The organism is Bradyrhizobium sp. AT1, from assembly GCF_001590795.1.
Lineage (GTDB): Bacteria > Pseudomonadota > Alphaproteobacteria > Rhizobiales > Xanthobacteraceae > Bradyrhizobium.
Genome location: NZ_JXDL01000001.1, coordinates 3,129,423 through 3,145,745 on the forward strand (window position 1 = coordinate 3,129,423; position 16,323 = coordinate 3,145,745).

14 protein-coding genes are annotated in these 16,323 nt (G+C 65.8%); 10 read left to right on the forward strand and 4 right to left on the reverse strand.

The window, feature by feature from the left end:
* Nucleotides 1-10: 10 nt before the first annotated feature.
* Nucleotides 11-1,789 carry an acyl-CoA dehydrogenase family protein gene (locus SE92_RS14715; protein ID WP_063196420.1) on the forward strand — a complete coding sequence of 593 codons (1,779 nt, stop codon included), beginning with the start codon at nucleotides 11-13 and terminating at the stop codon, nucleotides 1,787-1,789.
* 90 nt (nucleotides 1,790-1,879) lie between these two features.
* On the opposite strand, the gene SE92_RS14720 is transcribed toward SE92_RS14715, so the two are convergent.
* The gene (locus SE92_RS14720) at nucleotides 1,880-3,118 is read right to left on the reverse strand and encodes an MFS transporter (protein WP_063196421.1); all 1,239 of its coding nucleotides are present in this window, start codon (nucleotides 3,116-3,118) and stop codon (nucleotides 1,880-1,882) included.
* A 243-nt stretch (nucleotides 3,119-3,361) separates the two neighbouring features.
* On the opposite strand from SE92_RS14720, the gene SE92_RS14725 reads away from it, so the two are divergent.
* The 7 genes from SE92_RS14725 (at nucleotide 3,362) to SE92_RS14755 (ending at nucleotide 12,163) form a co-directional block, all read left to right on the forward strand.
* On the forward strand, nucleotides 3,362-4,120 hold the full coding sequence (locus SE92_RS14725) for an enoyl-CoA hydratase-related protein (protein ID WP_063196422.1): 759 nt from the start codon (nucleotides 3,362-3,364) through the stop codon (nucleotides 4,118-4,120).
* Nucleotides 4,121-4,296: 176 nt separating this feature from the next.
* Nucleotides 4,297-5,952, forward strand: a complete 1,656-nt coding sequence (locus tag SE92_RS14730) for a bifunctional metallophosphatase/5'-nucleotidase (protein ID WP_063196423.1) — start codon at nucleotides 4,297-4,299, stop codon at nucleotides 5,950-5,952.
* A gap of 133 nt (nucleotides 5,953-6,085) precedes the next feature.
* Nucleotides 6,086-7,015: a histone deacetylase family protein gene (locus SE92_RS14735; RefSeq protein WP_063196424.1), complete on the forward strand. Its 930-nt coding sequence runs from the start codon at nucleotides 6,086-6,088 to the stop codon at nucleotides 7,013-7,015.
* Between the two features lie 74 nt (nucleotides 7,016-7,089).
* The gene (locus tag SE92_RS14740) at nucleotides 7,090-7,341 is read left to right on the forward strand and encodes an exodeoxyribonuclease VII small subunit (RefSeq protein ID WP_008132970.1); all 252 of its coding nucleotides are present in this window, start codon (nucleotides 7,090-7,092) and stop codon (nucleotides 7,339-7,341) included.
* A 600-nt stretch (nucleotides 7,342-7,941) separates the two neighbouring features.
* Complete coding sequence (gene dxs / locus SE92_RS14745; protein WP_063196425.1) at nucleotides 7,942-9,870, forward strand: 1-deoxy-D-xylulose-5-phosphate synthase; 1,929 nt, start codon at nucleotides 7,942-7,944, stop codon at nucleotides 9,868-9,870.
* Nucleotides 9,871-10,188: 318 nt separating this feature from the next.
* Nucleotides 10,189-10,923 (forward strand): TlyA family RNA methyltransferase, encoded by a 735-nt coding sequence (locus tag SE92_RS14750; RefSeq protein WP_063196426.1) that lies wholly within the window; start codon nucleotides 10,189-10,191, stop codon nucleotides 10,921-10,923.
* Nucleotides 10,916-12,163, forward strand: a complete 1,248-nt coding sequence (locus SE92_RS14755; protein WP_063196427.1) for a class I SAM-dependent RNA methyltransferase — start codon at nucleotides 10,916-10,918, stop codon at nucleotides 12,161-12,163. The genes SE92_RS14750 and SE92_RS14755 overlap by 8 nt, the downstream gene beginning before the upstream one ends.
* 10 nt (nucleotides 12,164-12,173) lie before the next feature.
* Here the strand turns inward: SE92_RS14755 and SE92_RS14760 are convergent, their stop codons facing one another.
* The 3 genes from SE92_RS14760 to SE92_RS14770 are packed head-to-tail and all read right to left on the reverse strand — an operon-like array spanning nucleotide 12,174 to nucleotide 14,592.
* Complete coding sequence (locus tag SE92_RS14760; RefSeq protein WP_063196428.1) at nucleotides 12,174-13,025, reverse strand: ABC transporter permease; 852 nt, start codon at nucleotides 13,023-13,025, stop codon at nucleotides 12,174-12,176.
* A 2-nt stretch (nucleotides 13,026-13,027) separates the two neighbouring features.
* On the reverse strand, nucleotides 13,028-13,876 hold the full coding sequence (locus SE92_RS14765) for an ABC transporter ATP-binding protein (protein WP_084251815.1): 849 nt from the start codon (nucleotides 13,874-13,876) through the stop codon (nucleotides 13,028-13,030).
* A complete protein-coding gene (locus tag SE92_RS14770) occupies nucleotides 13,873-14,592 on the reverse strand; it encodes an ABC transporter substrate-binding protein (RefSeq protein ID WP_245324582.1) in 720 nt (239 codons plus the stop codon). Before SE92_RS14770 ends, SE92_RS14765 begins: the two co-directional genes overlap by 4 nt.
* A 19-nt stretch (nucleotides 14,593-14,611) precedes the next feature.
* Here SE92_RS14770 and SE92_RS14775 point away from each other — a divergent pair, with 19 nt between their 5' ends.
* On the forward strand, nucleotides 14,612-15,328 hold the full coding sequence (locus tag SE92_RS14775; RefSeq protein WP_245324584.1) for a GntR family transcriptional regulator: 717 nt from the start codon (nucleotides 14,612-14,614) through the stop codon (nucleotides 15,326-15,328).
* 104 nt (nucleotides 15,329-15,432) lie between these two features.
* Nucleotides 15,433-16,323 (forward strand): Acg family FMN-binding oxidoreductase (locus tag SE92_RS14780; protein WP_245324586.1); only part of this gene is annotated, 891 nt, incomplete at its 3' end.

Below are 16,323 nucleotides of genomic sequence, written 5' to 3' on the forward strand. Positions count from 1 at the left end.
GGAGTGAGCCATGACCTACCGCGCGCCGATCAATGACATGCTGCTGTCGCTCAACCACGGCGCGGGCCTGAAGGCCGCTGTGGAGGCCGGTCATTACGGCGATTTCGACATGGATATCGCCGCCGCCGTGCTGGAGGAAGCCGGCAAGTTCGCGTCCGACGTGCTGGCCCCGCTCAACAAGGTCGGCGACGAGCACGGCATCAAGCTCGACGACGGCAAGGTCACGACCGCGCCGGGCTGGCCGGACGCCTACAAGCGCTGGACCGAAGGCGGCTGGAACGCGGTGGCCGGTCCCGAAGATTTCGGCGGCCAGGGCCTGCCGATCGCGATCAACGCCGCCTGCACCGAGATCTGGAGCGCGGCCAACGTCGCCTTCGGCCTCTGCCCGCTGCTGACGGCCTCGGCGATCGAGGCGCTGGACGCCCATGGCAGTGACGAGCTCAAGAAGATCTATCTCGAAAAGCTCGTCTCCGGCGAATGGACCGGCACGATGCAGCTCACCGAGCCGCAGGCCGGCTCCGACGTCGGCGCGCTGCGCACCCGCGCCGAGAAACAGGCCGACGGCACCTATCGCATCAAGGGGACGAAGATCTTCATCACCTATGGCGAGCACGACATGACCGACAACATCGTGCATTTCGTGCTGGCGCGCCTGCCGGACGCGCCCGCCGGCACCAAGGGGATCTCGCTGTTCCTGGTGCCGAAGTTCATGGTGAATGCCGACGGCTCGCTCGGCGCGCGCAACGACATCTTCGCGAGCGGCGTCGAGCACAAGCTCGGCATGCATGCCTCCCCGACCTGCACAATGACCATGGGCGATCATGGCGGCGCGATCGGCTTTTTGATCGGCGAAGAAAACCAGGGCATGCGCTGCATGTTCACGATGATGAACCAGGCCCGTCTCGGCGTCGGCCTCGAGGGCGTCGGCGTCGCCGATCGCGCCTATCAGCAGGCGCTGGCGTACGCGCAGGAGCGCAAGCAGGGCCGCGCCGTCGGCAAGAAGGGCGACGGCTCGGACGCGATCTTCGTCCATCCTGATGTCAAGCGCATGCTGATGCGGATGCGGGCGCAAACCGCGGCTGCGCGCACCATCTGCTATGCGACCGCGGTCGCGATCGACGTCTCGACGCGCGCCAAGGATCCCAAGGTGCGGGCCGATGCCGCCGCGCGCGCGGCGCTGCTGACGCCGATGGCCAAGGGCTATTCCACCGATATCGGCAACGAGGTCGCCTATCTCGGCGTGCAGATCCATGGCGGCATGGGCTTCATCGAGGAGACCGGCGCGGCGCAGCACTATCGCGACGCCCGCATCACCGCGATCTACGAAGGCACCAACGGCATCCAGGCCATCGACCTCGTCACGCGCAAGCTCGCGGCCAATGGCGGCGCCTCGGTGTGGGCCCTGCTCGACGAGCTCGCGGCCACCGTCAAGCAGGTCGAGACCTCCAACGACCCCGCCTTCGGCACCACGGGTGCGAAGTTGCGCGAGGCGATCGAGGCGCTGACGCGCAGCAGCAAATGGCTGCTGGAGCGCGTGACCTCCGCACCGAACGAGGCACTCGCCGGTGCGACGCCCTATTTGCAGCAGTTCGGCTCAACGCTCGGCGGCTGCCTGCTCGCCTCCGAGGCGCTCGCCGCCAAGGCCGACGGCAACACGGACGCCGCGCGCTACGTCTCGCTCGCGCGGTTCTTCGCCGAGAATATCGGTGTGCAGGCGGGCGCGCTCGAGCGCACGGTGACGGAGAGCGCGGAATCGGTCGCGGCGGCGGATGCGGTGTTGTTGGGGTAGGAAAGCCCTGCAGCCGGATGGAGCGCAGCGCAATCCGGGGCCATCCTCGCTCATGGCACGAATCCCGGATTGCGCTGCGCTCCATCCGGGCTACGAGGCCACGACCTTGGCTCTTCTCCCCGGCCGCCACAACACCATGCACGCCGCCACGAGATCCAGCACGACGCACATCGCGAATGCCGTGGTGTAGTTGCCGGTGAAACTCCGCACCAGGCCGACGATGCCCGGACCGAAGGCGCTGACGATTCCGCTGATAGAGGTGCCCAGTCCCATCGCGGCGGCGAAGGCGCTGGCGCCGATCTCGCGCTGGATGATCAGGGGCGGGAACGTGATCATGTTGCCGATCGAGAAGCCGTACACGGCGCAACACAGCAGCAGCACCGTCGGGTTCGTGCTCTGCAGGAGAACGAACAGCGCCGCCGACTGGCTCGTCATAGAGGCCGCGCAGGCCAGACGCGGATCGAGCCGGTCGACGAACAGGCCGAGCGACAGGCGGCCGACCACCGCCATCGCCGCCATGACGGTGACCGCAAGCCCCGCGGCGGAGCGGCCGATCAGCGGTTCGAGAAAGCTCACCTGGTGGACGATGAACCCCATCTGCGCCAGAACCGCGATCGCGATCGGCAGCACCATGGTCCAGAACGCCGCGTTGGCGAGCAGCGCCTTGCGTGATTGGCCTGGTGCGGCCCCGCTGCCGCCGGAGGCGCGCCCCTTCGATGCCAGCGACATCCCGGCGGGCCAATCCATGAAGATCACGACGACAGGCAGCACCAGCACCATCATCGCAAGCGTGGCTGCCAGCATGGCGGACCGAAAGCCGATGCTGCCGGTCAACGACAGCAGCAGCGGAACGAGGATGATGCCGCCGCAGGTCGCACCGTTGAAGGCGAGACTGAGCGCGAGCCCGCGTCGGCGTTCGAACCAGGAGTTCAGCACGGTCGCGATCACCACGGTGCCCATGCCGGTCCAGCCGACCGACATCAGCGCGTAGGCGAGATAGAGCTGCCAGGTCGTCTGCATCAGCGCCAACAGCACCGTGGAGGCGCCGAGCGCCACCAGGCCGCACAGGATCAGTGAGCGCAACCCGATGCGGGCGAGCAGATCATCGGTAAAGATGACGAGCACCGAGGTCAGGAGGAAAGAGAATGTACTGGCCGCGGAGACCAGCGTGCCCGGCCAGCCGTGGGCGCGCTGCAGCTCGGCGAGATAGACGCCCTGACCGTACAGGCCGAAGCCGAACATGAAGAAGGCCATCAGGAAGCAGGCCAGCACGACGCGCCAGCCACGGTAGTTCAGCGAGGATTCGTCGACCAGGGTTGCGGCAATCATCGATCGAGCAATCGGCCAAAAGGAACTGCGTGAGATGGTGCACCACAACCACTGGTTTTTCAAATGAAACATTGTAGCCAATTGTTGCGGTATGCGAAAGCGATGGCGGCCATGTGCCGGCCTTGCGAAAATTGGCGCCGAAAAGCTTGACCCAGCGCATTGGCACGCCTGCGAGATGATGTAGGCTGATGCTTGGCGAGCCTCGCGAAGCGGCGAGCGTCGCGGCGGGTGCAGGGGCCTCTCATGCCGAATGGCAATATCGTCATCACCGAAGAGCGCGGCACGCGCGTGATCACCCTGCGCCGCCCGGGCAAGAAGAATGCGATCACCCAGGACATGTACCGGGAGATGGGCCGCGCGATCGACACCGCGCAGAACAACCCCGATATCCGCTGCATGATCATCACCGGTGGCTCCGGCGTGTTCACCGCCGGCGACGACATCGACGATTTCATGCACGCCGACACCTCGCGCCCCGAGACGCTGTCGGAGGGCGCAAAGTTTCTCTATTCGCTGGCCCTCAACGTCAAGCCGATCATTGCAGCCGTCGATGGCGCCTCGATCGGCATGGGGACGGTGATGCTGTTTCACTGCGACTATGTTCTGGCCTCCAACGCTGCGACCTTTTCCGCGCCCTATATTCATCTCGGGCTCGTCCCGGTCGGCGCGTCCAGTCTGTTGATGCCGAACACGATGGGCTACCAGCGCGCCTTCGCGATGCTGGTGATGGGGCGGACGTTTTCCGCCGCGGAGGCGCATGCCGCCGGCTTCGTCAACACCGTGGTATCGCCGGGACATACCGAGGTCGAAGCGCGCAAGGTGGCGCGCGAGATCTGCCGGCTGCCGGCCGAGGCGGTCGCGACCTCGCGCAAGCTGCTGCGCGTGCCGGCCGAAGAGCTCACCCGCCGCATCGAGCAGGAAAGTCACCTGTTCGGCGAGCGGCTGAAGTCGGATGAGGCGATTGCGGCGTTCAACGCGTTTGCGAACAGGAAGAAGCGGTAGGGTGCAGCGCCCAACCAACCGCCGTCATTCCGGGGCGCGCGCAGCGCGAGCCCGGAATCCATCGCACCACGGCGTTGGTGGATGAATGGATTCCGGGCTCGCGACTTCGTCGCGCCCCGGAATGACGGCAGCGAGAACTTCGTGAAATCTTCGTGCGAACCGACTAATCTGGTTCCATGCGATACCGATCCCTCCTCACCGCCGTCGCGCTGATCTGCGCCCTCCCCGCCTCGGCCCAGACCGCAGCCCCCGTCGAGCTGCGCATTCTCGCGATCAACGATTTTCACGGCAATCTGCGGCCGCCTCCGGGCGGCATCCGCATCGGGGATCCCGAGGACAAGGCCAGGAAGGTGATGGTCGCCGCCGGCGGCGCCGAATACATGGCGACGCTGGTCAAGCAGCTGCGCGAAGGTCACAAGAACACGATCTTCGTCGCCGCCGGCGACCTGATCGGCGCAAGCCCTTTCTTGTCGGCGATGTTTCACGACGAGCCCTCGATCGAATCGCTGTCGATGATGGGGCTTGCGATCTCGTCCGTCGGCAACCACGAATTCGACGAGGGCAAGACCGAGCTGCTCAGGATGCAGAACGGCGGCTGCCATCCTCTCGACGGCTGCCAGGGTCCGCATCCGTTCACGGGCGCCAAATTCCGTTATCTTGCGGCCTCCACCATCGAGACCGCGACGGGCAACAGCGTGCTGCCGCCCTACGAGATCAGGGAATTCGACGGTATCCCCGTCGCCTTCATCGGGCTGACCTTGAAGGAGACCGCGGGCATTGTCTCGCCCGCGGGCATCGCCGGCCTCGAATTCCGCGACGAGGCCGAGACGGTGAACGCACTGGTGCCGCAGCTGAAGGCGCGCGGCGTCGAGGCGATCGTGGTGCTGATCCACCAGGGCGGCGAGCCCGCCGGCGATTACAACGAATGCCCTTCGATCACGGGGCCGATCGTCGACATCGTCAAGAAATTCGATCGCGCCGTCGACGTCGTCGTCAGCGGCCACACCCACCGCGCCTATGTCTGCGACATCGACGGGCGGCTCGTCACCAGCGGCGACAAATACGGCACGCTGGTCACCGCGATCGACCTCAAGCTCGATCCCGCAACGCGCGACATCGTCGGTGCCCGGGCCGAGAACGTCATCGTCGCCAATGCCTCGCTGGCGAGGGATGCCGAGCAGACCGCGCTGATTGAGGCCTATGACAAGCTGTCGGCGCCGATCGCCAACCGGCCGGCCGGATCGGTGACGCAGACGCTCTCGCGCGTGCCGAACGAGGCCGGCGAAAGCCCGCTCGGCGACATCATCGCGGACGCGCAATTGCTCGCAACCCGGGCGGCCCAGGATGGCAGCGCTGTCATCGCGCTCACCAATCCCGGCGGCATCCGCACCGACATCGTGCCGAAGGAAAACGGCGCAATCACCTTCGGCGATGTCTTCGCCAGCCAGCCGTTCCGCAACCGCCTCGTCACCATGACGCTGACCGGCAGTCAGCTCAAGGACATGCTCGAGCAGCAATGGCTCGACCCGAAGCGGCCGCGGATCCTGCAGGTGTCGAACGGATTCAGCTATGCCTGGGATGCGGCGAAGCCATTCGGCGAGCGCGTGCTGCCAGAGAAGATGACGCTGAACGGCCGGCCGATCGAAGCTGGAAGCGGCTACCGCATCACCCTCAACGATTACCTCGCCGTCGGCGGCGACGGTTTTACCGTCGCAAAACAGGGCACGGCGCCGCAATATGGCGGCTACGACGCGGACGCGCTGTTTGCGTTCTTCCGCGCACACGGGCCGATCGGTCCGCTACCGCTGAGCCGCATCCTGCGGGTGAATTGACCGGAATCAAACGGGCCGGCGCGTGACGACCCTTTGCCATTGCCGCCCAAGCGCATAGATTGGGTCTTGCATTGCGTTTTGGCGCCGGATGGGCCAACGACGCCGAAAGCCCGTTTGCTGTGAGGCCGACCTGATGAGCACGCTTCTCCTTTCCCACAAGGCCTGCCTCGACCATGTCACGCCGCCGGGCCACCCTGAAAGGCCCGACCGCCTGCGCGCGGTGGAGGAAGCGCTGTCCCATGAGCGCTTCCAGTTCCTGGTGCGCGACCACGCGCCGGAGGGCGATCTCGATCTCGTCACGCTGTGCCACAACGAGCATTACGTCACTGAGCTTCGCCATATCGCGCCGAGCAGCGGCCTGGTCTATATCGACGGCGACACGTCGATGTCGCCGGGCACGTGGGAAGCGGTGATGCGCGGCGTCGGCGGCGCGGTCGCGGCGACTGAAGCGGTGATGAACGGCGAGCATCGCAACGCCTTCGTCGCGGTGCGCCCGCCCGGACATCACGCCGAGATCGGCAAGCCGATGGGCTTCTGCTTCTTCGACAATGTCGCGATCGCCGCGCGCCATGCACAGCGCAAATACGGCATCAAGCGCGCGGCCATCGTCGATTTCGACGTGCATCACGGCAACGGCACGCAGGACATCTTCTGGTCGGACCCGACCGTGATGTACTGCTCGACACACCAGATGCCGCTGTTTCCAGGCACCGGCGCCAAGGGTGAACGCGGCGACCACGACACCATCGTCAACGCGCCACTCGCCTCCGAAGACGGCGGGCCGGAATTCCGCTCGGCGTTCGAGAATCTGATCCTGCCGCAACTCGAAAAATTCAGCCCCGAGCTCGTGGTCATCTCCGCCGGCTTCGATGCGCATTATCGCGATCCGCTGGCTTCGTTGAATTTGCGCGCGGAGGATTATGCCTGGGTGACGCGCAAGCTGATGGATCTCGCCGACAAGTCCGCGGGCGGACGCGTTGTTTCGGTGCTCGAGGGCGGCTATGACCTGCAAGGACTGAAAGAATCTGTTACGGCGCATGTCGGCGCCCTGATGGGCGCCTGACGACGCCCGCCACATTAAGCCCGCAAAACCCGCCTTCACTGCACGAAGAGCGAATCGGGCAATCGGAAACGGATATGGCCGAAAACACCCAAGTCGACGTCTCCCGGCTCACCTTCGAGCGCGCGATCGAGGAACTCGAGACGATTGTGAAGCGGCTCGAAGACGGCAAGGTGCCGCTCGAGGAATCCGTGACGATCTACGAGCGCGGCGAGGCGCTGAAGCGCCGCTGCGAGGAATTGCTGCGCCAGGCCGAGGCCCGCGTCGACAAGATCACCACCGATGCCAGCGGTCAGGCCACCGGCACGGCGCCGCTCGACGTTCAGTGAATGAAGCCGAGACTCTTTAATTTGATCTGCTGACGGAGGGCGGCCCCGCGAATTGTCTTTGCGGGGAGCTGCGATGCCGCAGCGATTTTTGGCGTTGTTCCCGCGAAGCATCGCGGTTCCGTGCAGACCGCATCCGCTCCGGAACCGGCCCATCCGAGGGCGAAAAAGGCCTCTTGCGCGCAAAAAAGCCTGCCAAGGAACCCGGCAAGGCCGGAACCCCTCGTCCCCGCCCGCAGTTAACCACTCTGGCCCGCCGGTTGCATCTGCATACCCCTAATCGGTCCGGCGGGTTGGCTTTGGCCCAAGCTTTGGTGTAAAGCTGCGCGGAGTGTGGCTTTTTGCAAGCCTTGCGTGGGCACCGATTACCGACGACAAGCGCTTCAAACTGCTGATGAAATTGGCTGGGACGGACGAAGCCGATCTAAGTGACAGGGATCACAGAGACTGAACCGGAGCGCACTTAAGCTTACCTAAGCTTGAAGACGGGGCCTTGCCCCATGCAGGTGGCTCCGACGGTTTGAGGACTCGCGCTGCGCCGATATTGTGCAAACCCATCGCGCACCGGAATGACCTTCCGGCGCTGACAAATTGGAAATCGCCGTGAACGCATACAGTAAGACGCCGCTTCTCGACACCATCCGGACGCCGGAAGACCTGCGCAAGCTCAAGGTCGAGCAGGTTCGCCAGGTTGCCGACGAGCTGCGGCAGGAGACCATCGATGCCGTCTCGGTCACCGGCGGTCACTTCGGCGCGGGTCTCGGCGTAGTCGAGCTCACCACCGCGATCCATTACGTCTTCGACACGCCGCGCGACCGGCTGATCTGGGACGTCGGCCATCAGGCCTATCCGCACAAGATTCTCACCGGCCGGCGCGACCGCATCCGCACCCTGCGCACCGGCGGCGGCCTGTCCGGCTTCACCAAGCGTAGCGAGAGCGACTACGATCCGTTCGGCGCGGCGCACTCCTCGACCTCGATCTCCGCCGGCCTCGGCATGGCGGTGGCGCGCGACCTCGCCGGCGGCAACAACAACGTCATCGCGGTCATCGGCGACGGCGCGATGTCGGCAGGCATGGCCTATGAAGCCATGAACAACGCAGGCGCGATGAACTCCCGCCTGATCGTCATCCTCAACGACAACGACATGTCGATCGCGCCGCCCGTCGGCGCCATGAGCGCCTATCTGTCGCGCCTCTACTCCGGCAAGACCTATCGCACGCTGCGCGAGGCCGCCAAGCAGATCAACCAGCGTCTGCCCAAGGTCATCGCCAGCCGTGCCAATCGCGTCGAGGAATATTCCCGCGGCTTCATGATGGACGGCGGCACGCTGTTCGAGGAGCTCGGCTTCTACTATGTCGGCCCGATCGACGGCCACAATCTCGACCATCTGCTGCCCGTCCTGAAGAACGTGCGGGACATGGAGACCGGCCCGATCCTGGTCCACGTCGTCACGCAGAAGGGCAAGGGCTACGGCCCGGCGGAAGCCTCCGCCGACAAGTACCACGCCGTCGTCAAGTTCGACGTCGCGACCGGCACCCAGGCCAAGGCCAAGCCGAATGCGCCGGCCTACCAGAACGTGTTCGGCCAGAGCCTCGTTAAGGAAGCCCAGAAGGACGACAAGATCGTCGCCATCACCGCGGCGATGCCGTCGGGCACCGGCGTCGACATCTTCAACAAGGCCTTCCCCGACCGCACCTTCGACGTCGGCATCGCCGAGCAGCACGCTGTGACCTTCGCCGCGGGACTCGCGACCGAAGGCTACAAGCCGTTCTGCGCGATCTATTCGACTTTCCTGCAGCGCGGCTACGACCAGATCGTCCATGACGTCGCGATCCAGAGCCTGCCCGTCCGCTTCGCCATCGACCGCGCCGGCCTTGTCGGCGCCGACGGTGCGACGCATGCCGGCTCGTTCGACAACGCCTATCTCGGCTGTCTGCCGAACATGGTGATCATGGCGGCGGCCGACGAGGCCGAGCTCGTGCACATGGTGGCGACCCAGGTTGCGATCAACGACCGTCCGAGCTCGCTGCGCTATCCGCGCGGCGAGGGCCGCGGCATCGAGATGCCCGAGGTCGGCATTCCGCTCGAGATCGGCAAGGGACGCGTGGTCCGCCAGGGCAGCAAGATCGCCCTGCTCTCCTTCGGCACCCGCCTCGCCGAATGCGAGAAGGCGGCCGACGAGCTCGCGGCCCATGGCCTGTCGACCACGATTGCGGACGCGCGCTTCATGAAGCCGCTCGACACCGAGCTGGTGCTCAAGCTTGCCCGCGACCACGAGATCCTGATCACGATCGAGGAAGGCTCGGTCGGCGGCTTCGGCTCGCATGTCGCGCAGTACCTGACCGACCAGGGCGTGCTCGACACCGGCATGGTCAAGTTCCGCTCGATGGTGCTGCCCGACGTGTTCCAGGACCACGACACGCCGGCCGCGATGTACGGCCGCGCCGGTCTCGACGCCAAGGGCATCGTCGCCAAGGTGTTCGAGGCGCTCGGCAAGGACGTGAAGGCCGAGACGGTCAAGCTGGCTTGATGTTTCACCTCTCCCGCTTGCTTGCGGGAGAGCGGAGGCCGCCTCCGGCGGCTGTGCTTTGAGAACGCCGGGGCGATGCCCCGGCTGTCGCACAGCGTGGGATGGGGGCCTTCTCCTCTTTGAGGGGTCTTGCTGGCGGCGCCCCCTCTCCCGGGCTCGAGATTTTCGTCATTCGCTTCATCAAATACCGGCCGCTTCATGGGCCGGCAGGTCGACACGCAGGGCCTGACGGTCGAGGCTTGCGTCCGGATGGCGGCCGCGCGATTGATCGCTAAATAAGCCCATCAATCTTCCCACGAATCGCCCCATGAGAGCGTGATGCCCCCTGCCCGCAAGCGCGCAGATATATTGCTGGTCGAGCGCGGCCTGTTCGAGAGCCGGGCCCGGGCGCGTGCGGCGATCGAGGCCGGCCTCGTCACGGCCGACGACAAGCAGGTTTCAAAACCTTCGGAGACGATCGCCGAGGACGCCGTGATCCAGGCCGAGCCTGCGCACCCCTACGTCTCGCGCGGCGGCGTCAAGCTCGCCGGCGCGCTGGAGCGCTACAGCATCGAGATCGAGGATCATGTCTGCCTCGACGTCGGCGCTTCCACCGGCGGCTTCACCGAGGTGCTGCTCGCGAACGGCGCGAGCCTCGTGTTCGCCATCGATGTCGGCACCAGCCAGCTGCATCCCTCGCTGCGCGGTCATCCCAAGATCGTGTCGATGGAGGAGACCGACATCCGCCTCTATGACGGCAAGCGGCTGCCGGCGCGGCCCGATGTCGTCGTCATCGACGTCTCCTTCATCTCGCTCAAGACGGTGCTGCCGGTGGCGCTGTCCCTCGCCGCCGCGCCGATGAGCCTGCTGGCGCTGATCAAGCCGCAATTCGAGGCAGACAGGAAGCACAACAAGAAGGGCATCGTGCGCGACGCCGCCGTGCACAAGGAGATCTGCGACGACATCGCCGCCTTCGCCGCGTCGCTCGGCTGCACCGATATCGAGATATTTCCCTCCTCGATTGCCGGCGGCGACGGCAATATCGAGTTCTTCCTGGGAGCGCGCCGTGGTTGAGCGTCTGACCATCGATCACGTCGGCCATCGCGGTGACGGCGTCTGCCTCTCGGCGGGCGATGCGGTCTATGTGCCTTACACGCTTGGCGGCGAGACCGTCGAGGTCGACCACGTCGTGGGCCACCACCCTGATCGACGCAAGCTGCTCGCGGTCGACGTCGCGAGCTCCGAGCGTGTCGCGCCGTTCTGTCCGCATTTCGGCGTCTGCGGCGGCTGCGCCATCCAGCACTGGGCGGCTGAGCCCTATCACGCCTGGAAGCGGGGCATCGTGGTCGAGACGCTGGCGCAGGCCGGCATCGATTGCGCGGTGGCGCCGCTGGTCGATGCTCATGGCGCCGGGCGCCGGCGCATCACCCTGCACGGCCGCTTCGGCACGCATGACGTCCTCAAGGTCGGTTTCTCCGCGACCAACTCGCATGACGTCATCCCAATCGATCGCTGCCCGATCCTCGATCCCGCACTCGACGGTGCGCTCGATGCCGCCTGGGCGATCGCCGAGCCGCTGACGTCCAGGATGCCGGTCACCAAGCCGCTCGACATCCAGGTCACCGCCACCGCCAACGGCCTCGACGTCGACGTGCGCGGCTCCGGCCCGCTGCCGACGGCGCTGGTCACGGCGCTTTCGGGCGTCGCCGAGCAGCACCGCCTGGCGCGGCTGACGCGGCATGGCGAGCTGGTGCTGCAGCGCCTGCCGCCGACGGTGAAAATGGGCCGCGCGGAGGTGACGCTGCCGCCGGGCTCGTTCCTGCAGGCGACCGTCGCAGGCGAAGAGACGCTGGCCGCGCTCGTCGCGGAACGCATCGGCAAGGCCAAGGAGGTTCTCGACCTCTTCTGCGGCGTCGGCCCGTTCGCGCTACGGCTCGCCGAGAAGGCGCGAGTCACGGCCTATGACAACGACGCCGGTGCGATCGCGGCCTTGGCGAAGGCCGCGCGCACGCCCGGTCTGAAGCCGATCAAGGCCGAGCCTCGCGACCTGTTCCGCCGCCCCCTGGTGCCGCCTGAGCTGCGCGACTTCGACGCCGTGGTGTTCGACCCGCCGCGCCAGGGCGCGCAGGCTCAGGCGCTGAAGCTTGCCGCAAGCAAGGTGCCTGTCGTGGTCGCAGTGTCCTGCAACGTCGCGACCTTTGCCCGTGACGCGCGTCTGCTGATCGACGGCGGTTACCGGCTGGAGGCGGTGGTGCCGGTCGACCAGTTCCGGCACACGCCGCATGTGGAGCTGGTGGCGCGGTTCAGCCGGTGACGCCGGATCGCTACGCCGACGGCTCGAATTGCGGCTGCCATCGCAAGAGGTAGGACTGCAGCGAGCGCACCGCGATCGCGAGCAGGATGCCGACGAACATCATGACGAAGATGGCGACCATCATCTCGCTGGCGTTGGCCCGCGCCTCAGCCTCGATGATGAGCTTGCCGAGGCCGCGCTCGGCGCCGATGAACTCGCCGACGATGACGCCGATCAGCGCGAAAGATACGGCGGGCAGGAGCGAAGCGAACACCCACGCCAGCGCCGACGGAATCACGACGGTCCGCAGCACGGTAAACTCGCTGGCCCCGAGCAGACGAGCGGCGGCGATCTGGTCGCGATCGACCGCGCGCGTTCCCTCGAAAGTGTTGAAGAACACCACGAAAAACACCACGAGCCAGGCGGTTGCGATTTTGGAGAGATCGCCGAGGCCGAAGATCAGGATGACGAGCGGCACCAGCGCAATGCGCGGGATCGAGTTGAGCGCCACGATGTAGGGACCGAACGCGCGGGCCAGGAAATCCGAACGGCCGAGAATAAGGCCGGCTGCGATGCCGCTTGCCGAGCCGAACAGAAAGCCCCACCACGTGTTCTTCAAGGTGACGACCGTCGCAAGCCACAGATTGTTGTCGTTGCCTTTGAGGCAGGCGGCAAAGCCGTTTGTATCGGCAAAGCAACCGAGCCGCAGAAAACTCTGCCAGATCAGCGACGGCTTCGCGACGAAATAGGGATCGAGGATCTTCGGCACATAGGCCCTCGGCAGCAGCGCCTTGCTCCATTCGAAGCCCCACTGCCAGACGACGAGAATGGCGGCGAGGATGGCCAGTTGCCAGAACAGGACGGCGGTGCGGCTGTTGGACATGGTCAGTCGGCCCTGGTGCGGCGGAACTCTTCGCCGAGCGAATGCCAGATGTGCGAGTAGAGACGGCCGAATTCGGCGGTCTCGCGCAACGAGACAGGATCGCGCGGACGCGGGATGGCGACGTCGAAATCTTCCTTGAGACGCCCCGGCCGCGCCGAGAGCAGGATGATGCGGCTCGCCAGGGTCAGGGCTTCGCCAAGATCGTGCGTCACGAACAGCACGGTTTGCCGCTCGCGTTCCCAGATCTCCAGCAGCGTCTTGTGCATCTCCAGCTTGGTGTGGGTGTCGAGGGCGCCGAACGGCTCGTCCATCAGCAGGATCTCGGGCTCCAGGATCAGCGTGCGCATCAAGGCGACGCGCTGGCGCATGCCGCCGGACAGCATGCGCGGAAAGCTCTGCGCAAAGCCCGTGAGCCCGGCCTTCTCGACGGCCGCAGCGACGCGTGCTGCGCGCTCGGCCTTCGGCAGGCCCGCGATCTCGAGCCCATAGCCGATGTTCTGCTCCACGGTCCGCCAGGGAAACAGCGTATCGCGCTGGAAGACGTAGCCGACCCCAGGGTTGACCTGGCCGGTCTCGACCGTGTCGTCATCGATCAGGATGCGTCCGCCGGAGCGCGGCAGCAGCCCCGCGACCATGTTGAGAATGGTGCTCTTGCCGCAGCCGGATGGGCCGAGCAGCGCAACGAACTCGCCCTGCTTGACCTCGAAGGAGACGTCATCCACCGCGACGAATTCGCGGCCCGAGGCGTTGAAGCGCTTGGCAAGCCTCTGCACCGCGATGCGGGTGCGCGCCGCCGCTGTTTCATCCTCGCCACGCGCAAGCGCGAGGCCCTGGCCTGGCGCGGCGATCATTTGTATTTCGCCCTCGCCGCCTGGAGGAAGCTCATGTCCACGGCATCCTCGTATTTGGTCTCGGGAATATCCGTGCCCTTGCGGTACCAGGGCTTGCCGCCACGCTCGAACGCAGCCTTGCCGATGACACCGTCATAGGCCCAGGTCGATTTGTCGAAGCCGAGCTCGGCACTGATTGCGTCGGGATCGATCCCTGAGAAATATTTCGGCGTGACCAGTGCCTGCACTTCCGCGAGCGGCGTCGCCTTCACGAAGGCCATCGCGCGATAGATCGCGTTGACATAGGCCTGCACCATCGCCTTGTCCTGCTCGACCGTGTCCTGCAGCGTGTAGATCACCAGGACGGGCAATGTCCCGCCGAAATCCTTCTCGAACACGCCCGGCTTCGAGGTGTCGTAGACCGTCCTGCCAAAGCCCTTCTTTTCGACCTCGACGATCCAGCTCGGCGGCGCCATGATGGCGTCGAACTGCTTGGTCTGGAGCGAGGGGAACATCGTGTTGGGCCCGCCGCCCGCGACCCAGTTCACCTTGCTGCCGAGGCCACGCGCTTCGAACACATAGGTGCCGAACACCCATGTGCCGGACCCGATCGCGGTGGCGGCGACGATCGGCTTGGCGCCGTCGGCACGCTTATAGTCGGCGAGCTTTTCGACCGTATTGATGCCGCTGTCGTAGAGGTCCTGCCGGACCATGATGTTGGCATAAGAGCACACCATCTCGGTCGCGAGCAGGATCTTGCAGGGCTTGCCGGCGCGCGGCGAACCGCATCGCGGCTTCGTGCTGGCGAAGAATCCCACCAGCGGCGCGGCCCAACCGGCGATCGCGGCGGTGAGGCGCAACGAGCAAGTTTATGCGAGCATCGCCGGCGATTTGCTCGCGAGCCGGCTGCCGGCAGACATCACCGAAGCGGAGCTGATGCGCCGCTACGACGTCACGCGCGCCGAGCTGCAGCGGCTGCTGGACCGGATTGCCGCCGAGGGCTGGATCGCACGCCTGCCCGGGTATGGCTGGCGCTTTGCGGAGACGGTCTCGAGCCCCGAAGCGCAAACGCAGGCCAAGGCATTTCGCGCGGTGATCGAGCCGGCGGCCATCGCGCAGCCGGGCTTTGCGCTGCCGCAGGAGGTGATCGTACGCCTGCGCGAGCGCCAGCAACGCGTATTCGAAGGCGAGCTCGACAAGATGACGATCGGCGAGATCTTTCAGTCCGGCTGCGAATTCCACGAAGAGATCATTCGCGGCGCCGGCAATCCCTTCTTTCTCGAAGCGCTCAGGCGGGTGAACTCGATCAGACGCCTGTTCGCCTATCGCAGCTTCGCCGACCGCGAGGGCATGCGGCGGCACGTGCGTGAACATTTGCGCCTGCTCGACGTCCTGGAGACGCGACGCTATGCGGAGGCGGCGGAACTGATGGCCAGGCATCTGCAGCGCCCGCTGGTGGCGGGCTTGTCATGATGCGCAAATCGGCTGGGTTCGCCATCCGATCTTGATTCCGGTCAATCGTTCCGGAGCCCATTGCTGCTAGACGCATCCTGCGCAACGGCATGGAGTGGAATCTTGTGGTTGACCGGCGGCAGTTCATCACCACCGCGCTCGGGTTGTCCGCAGCTGCGATCGGCGGTGCTCCTGCGTCAGCAGCAACGATGACCTACGACGAAGCGGCGGCCATATCACGGGCTCCGCTGCAAGCCGTGCCGCGGGATCGCGAGCTCGTGCGCTTTGCCACCCTCGCCGCCAACAGCCACAACACCCAGCCGTGGATCTTCTCCGCCCGCGGCAACGACATCACGATCGCGCCGGATTTTTCGCGCCGCTGTCCTGCCGTCGATCCCGACGATCATCACCTGTTCGTCAGCCTCGGTTGCGCCGCAGAAAATCTCATCCTCGCCGCGTCCACGCTGGGCTGGCGCGCCGACCCCGTCATCGACGGCGACCGCATCGTGATCGCACTCGAGCAGGCCCCGCCCGCCGCATCAACGTTGGCGGCTGCGATTCCGATCAGGCAATGCACCCGCGCAGCATTCGACGGCAAGCCGGTCGCGCCGGAGACCTTGCGCCGGCTTGAGGACGCCTGCCGCGAACCTGATGTCACGGCTATCCTGATGACCGGGCGCGCCGCGATCGCCGGGGTTACCGACTATGTGCTCGAAGGCAACTCGGCGCAGATGCGCGACATGGCCTTCATGCGCGAGCTCATCAGCTGGATTCGCTTCAACGAAGCGGAGGCGCTCGCGACCATGGACGGGCTGTTCGCGCCCGCCTCGGGAAATCCATCCCTGCCGTCATGGCTGGCGCGACCGTTGATGAAGCTCTTCTTCAGCGAGAACGGTGAGAACAAGAAGTACCGCGAGCAGCTCACCAGCTCGGCAGGCATCGTGGTGCTCGCGGCCGATCGCAGCGACACATCGCACTGGATCGCGGTCGGCCGTGCCTGCCAAAGGTTCGGCTTG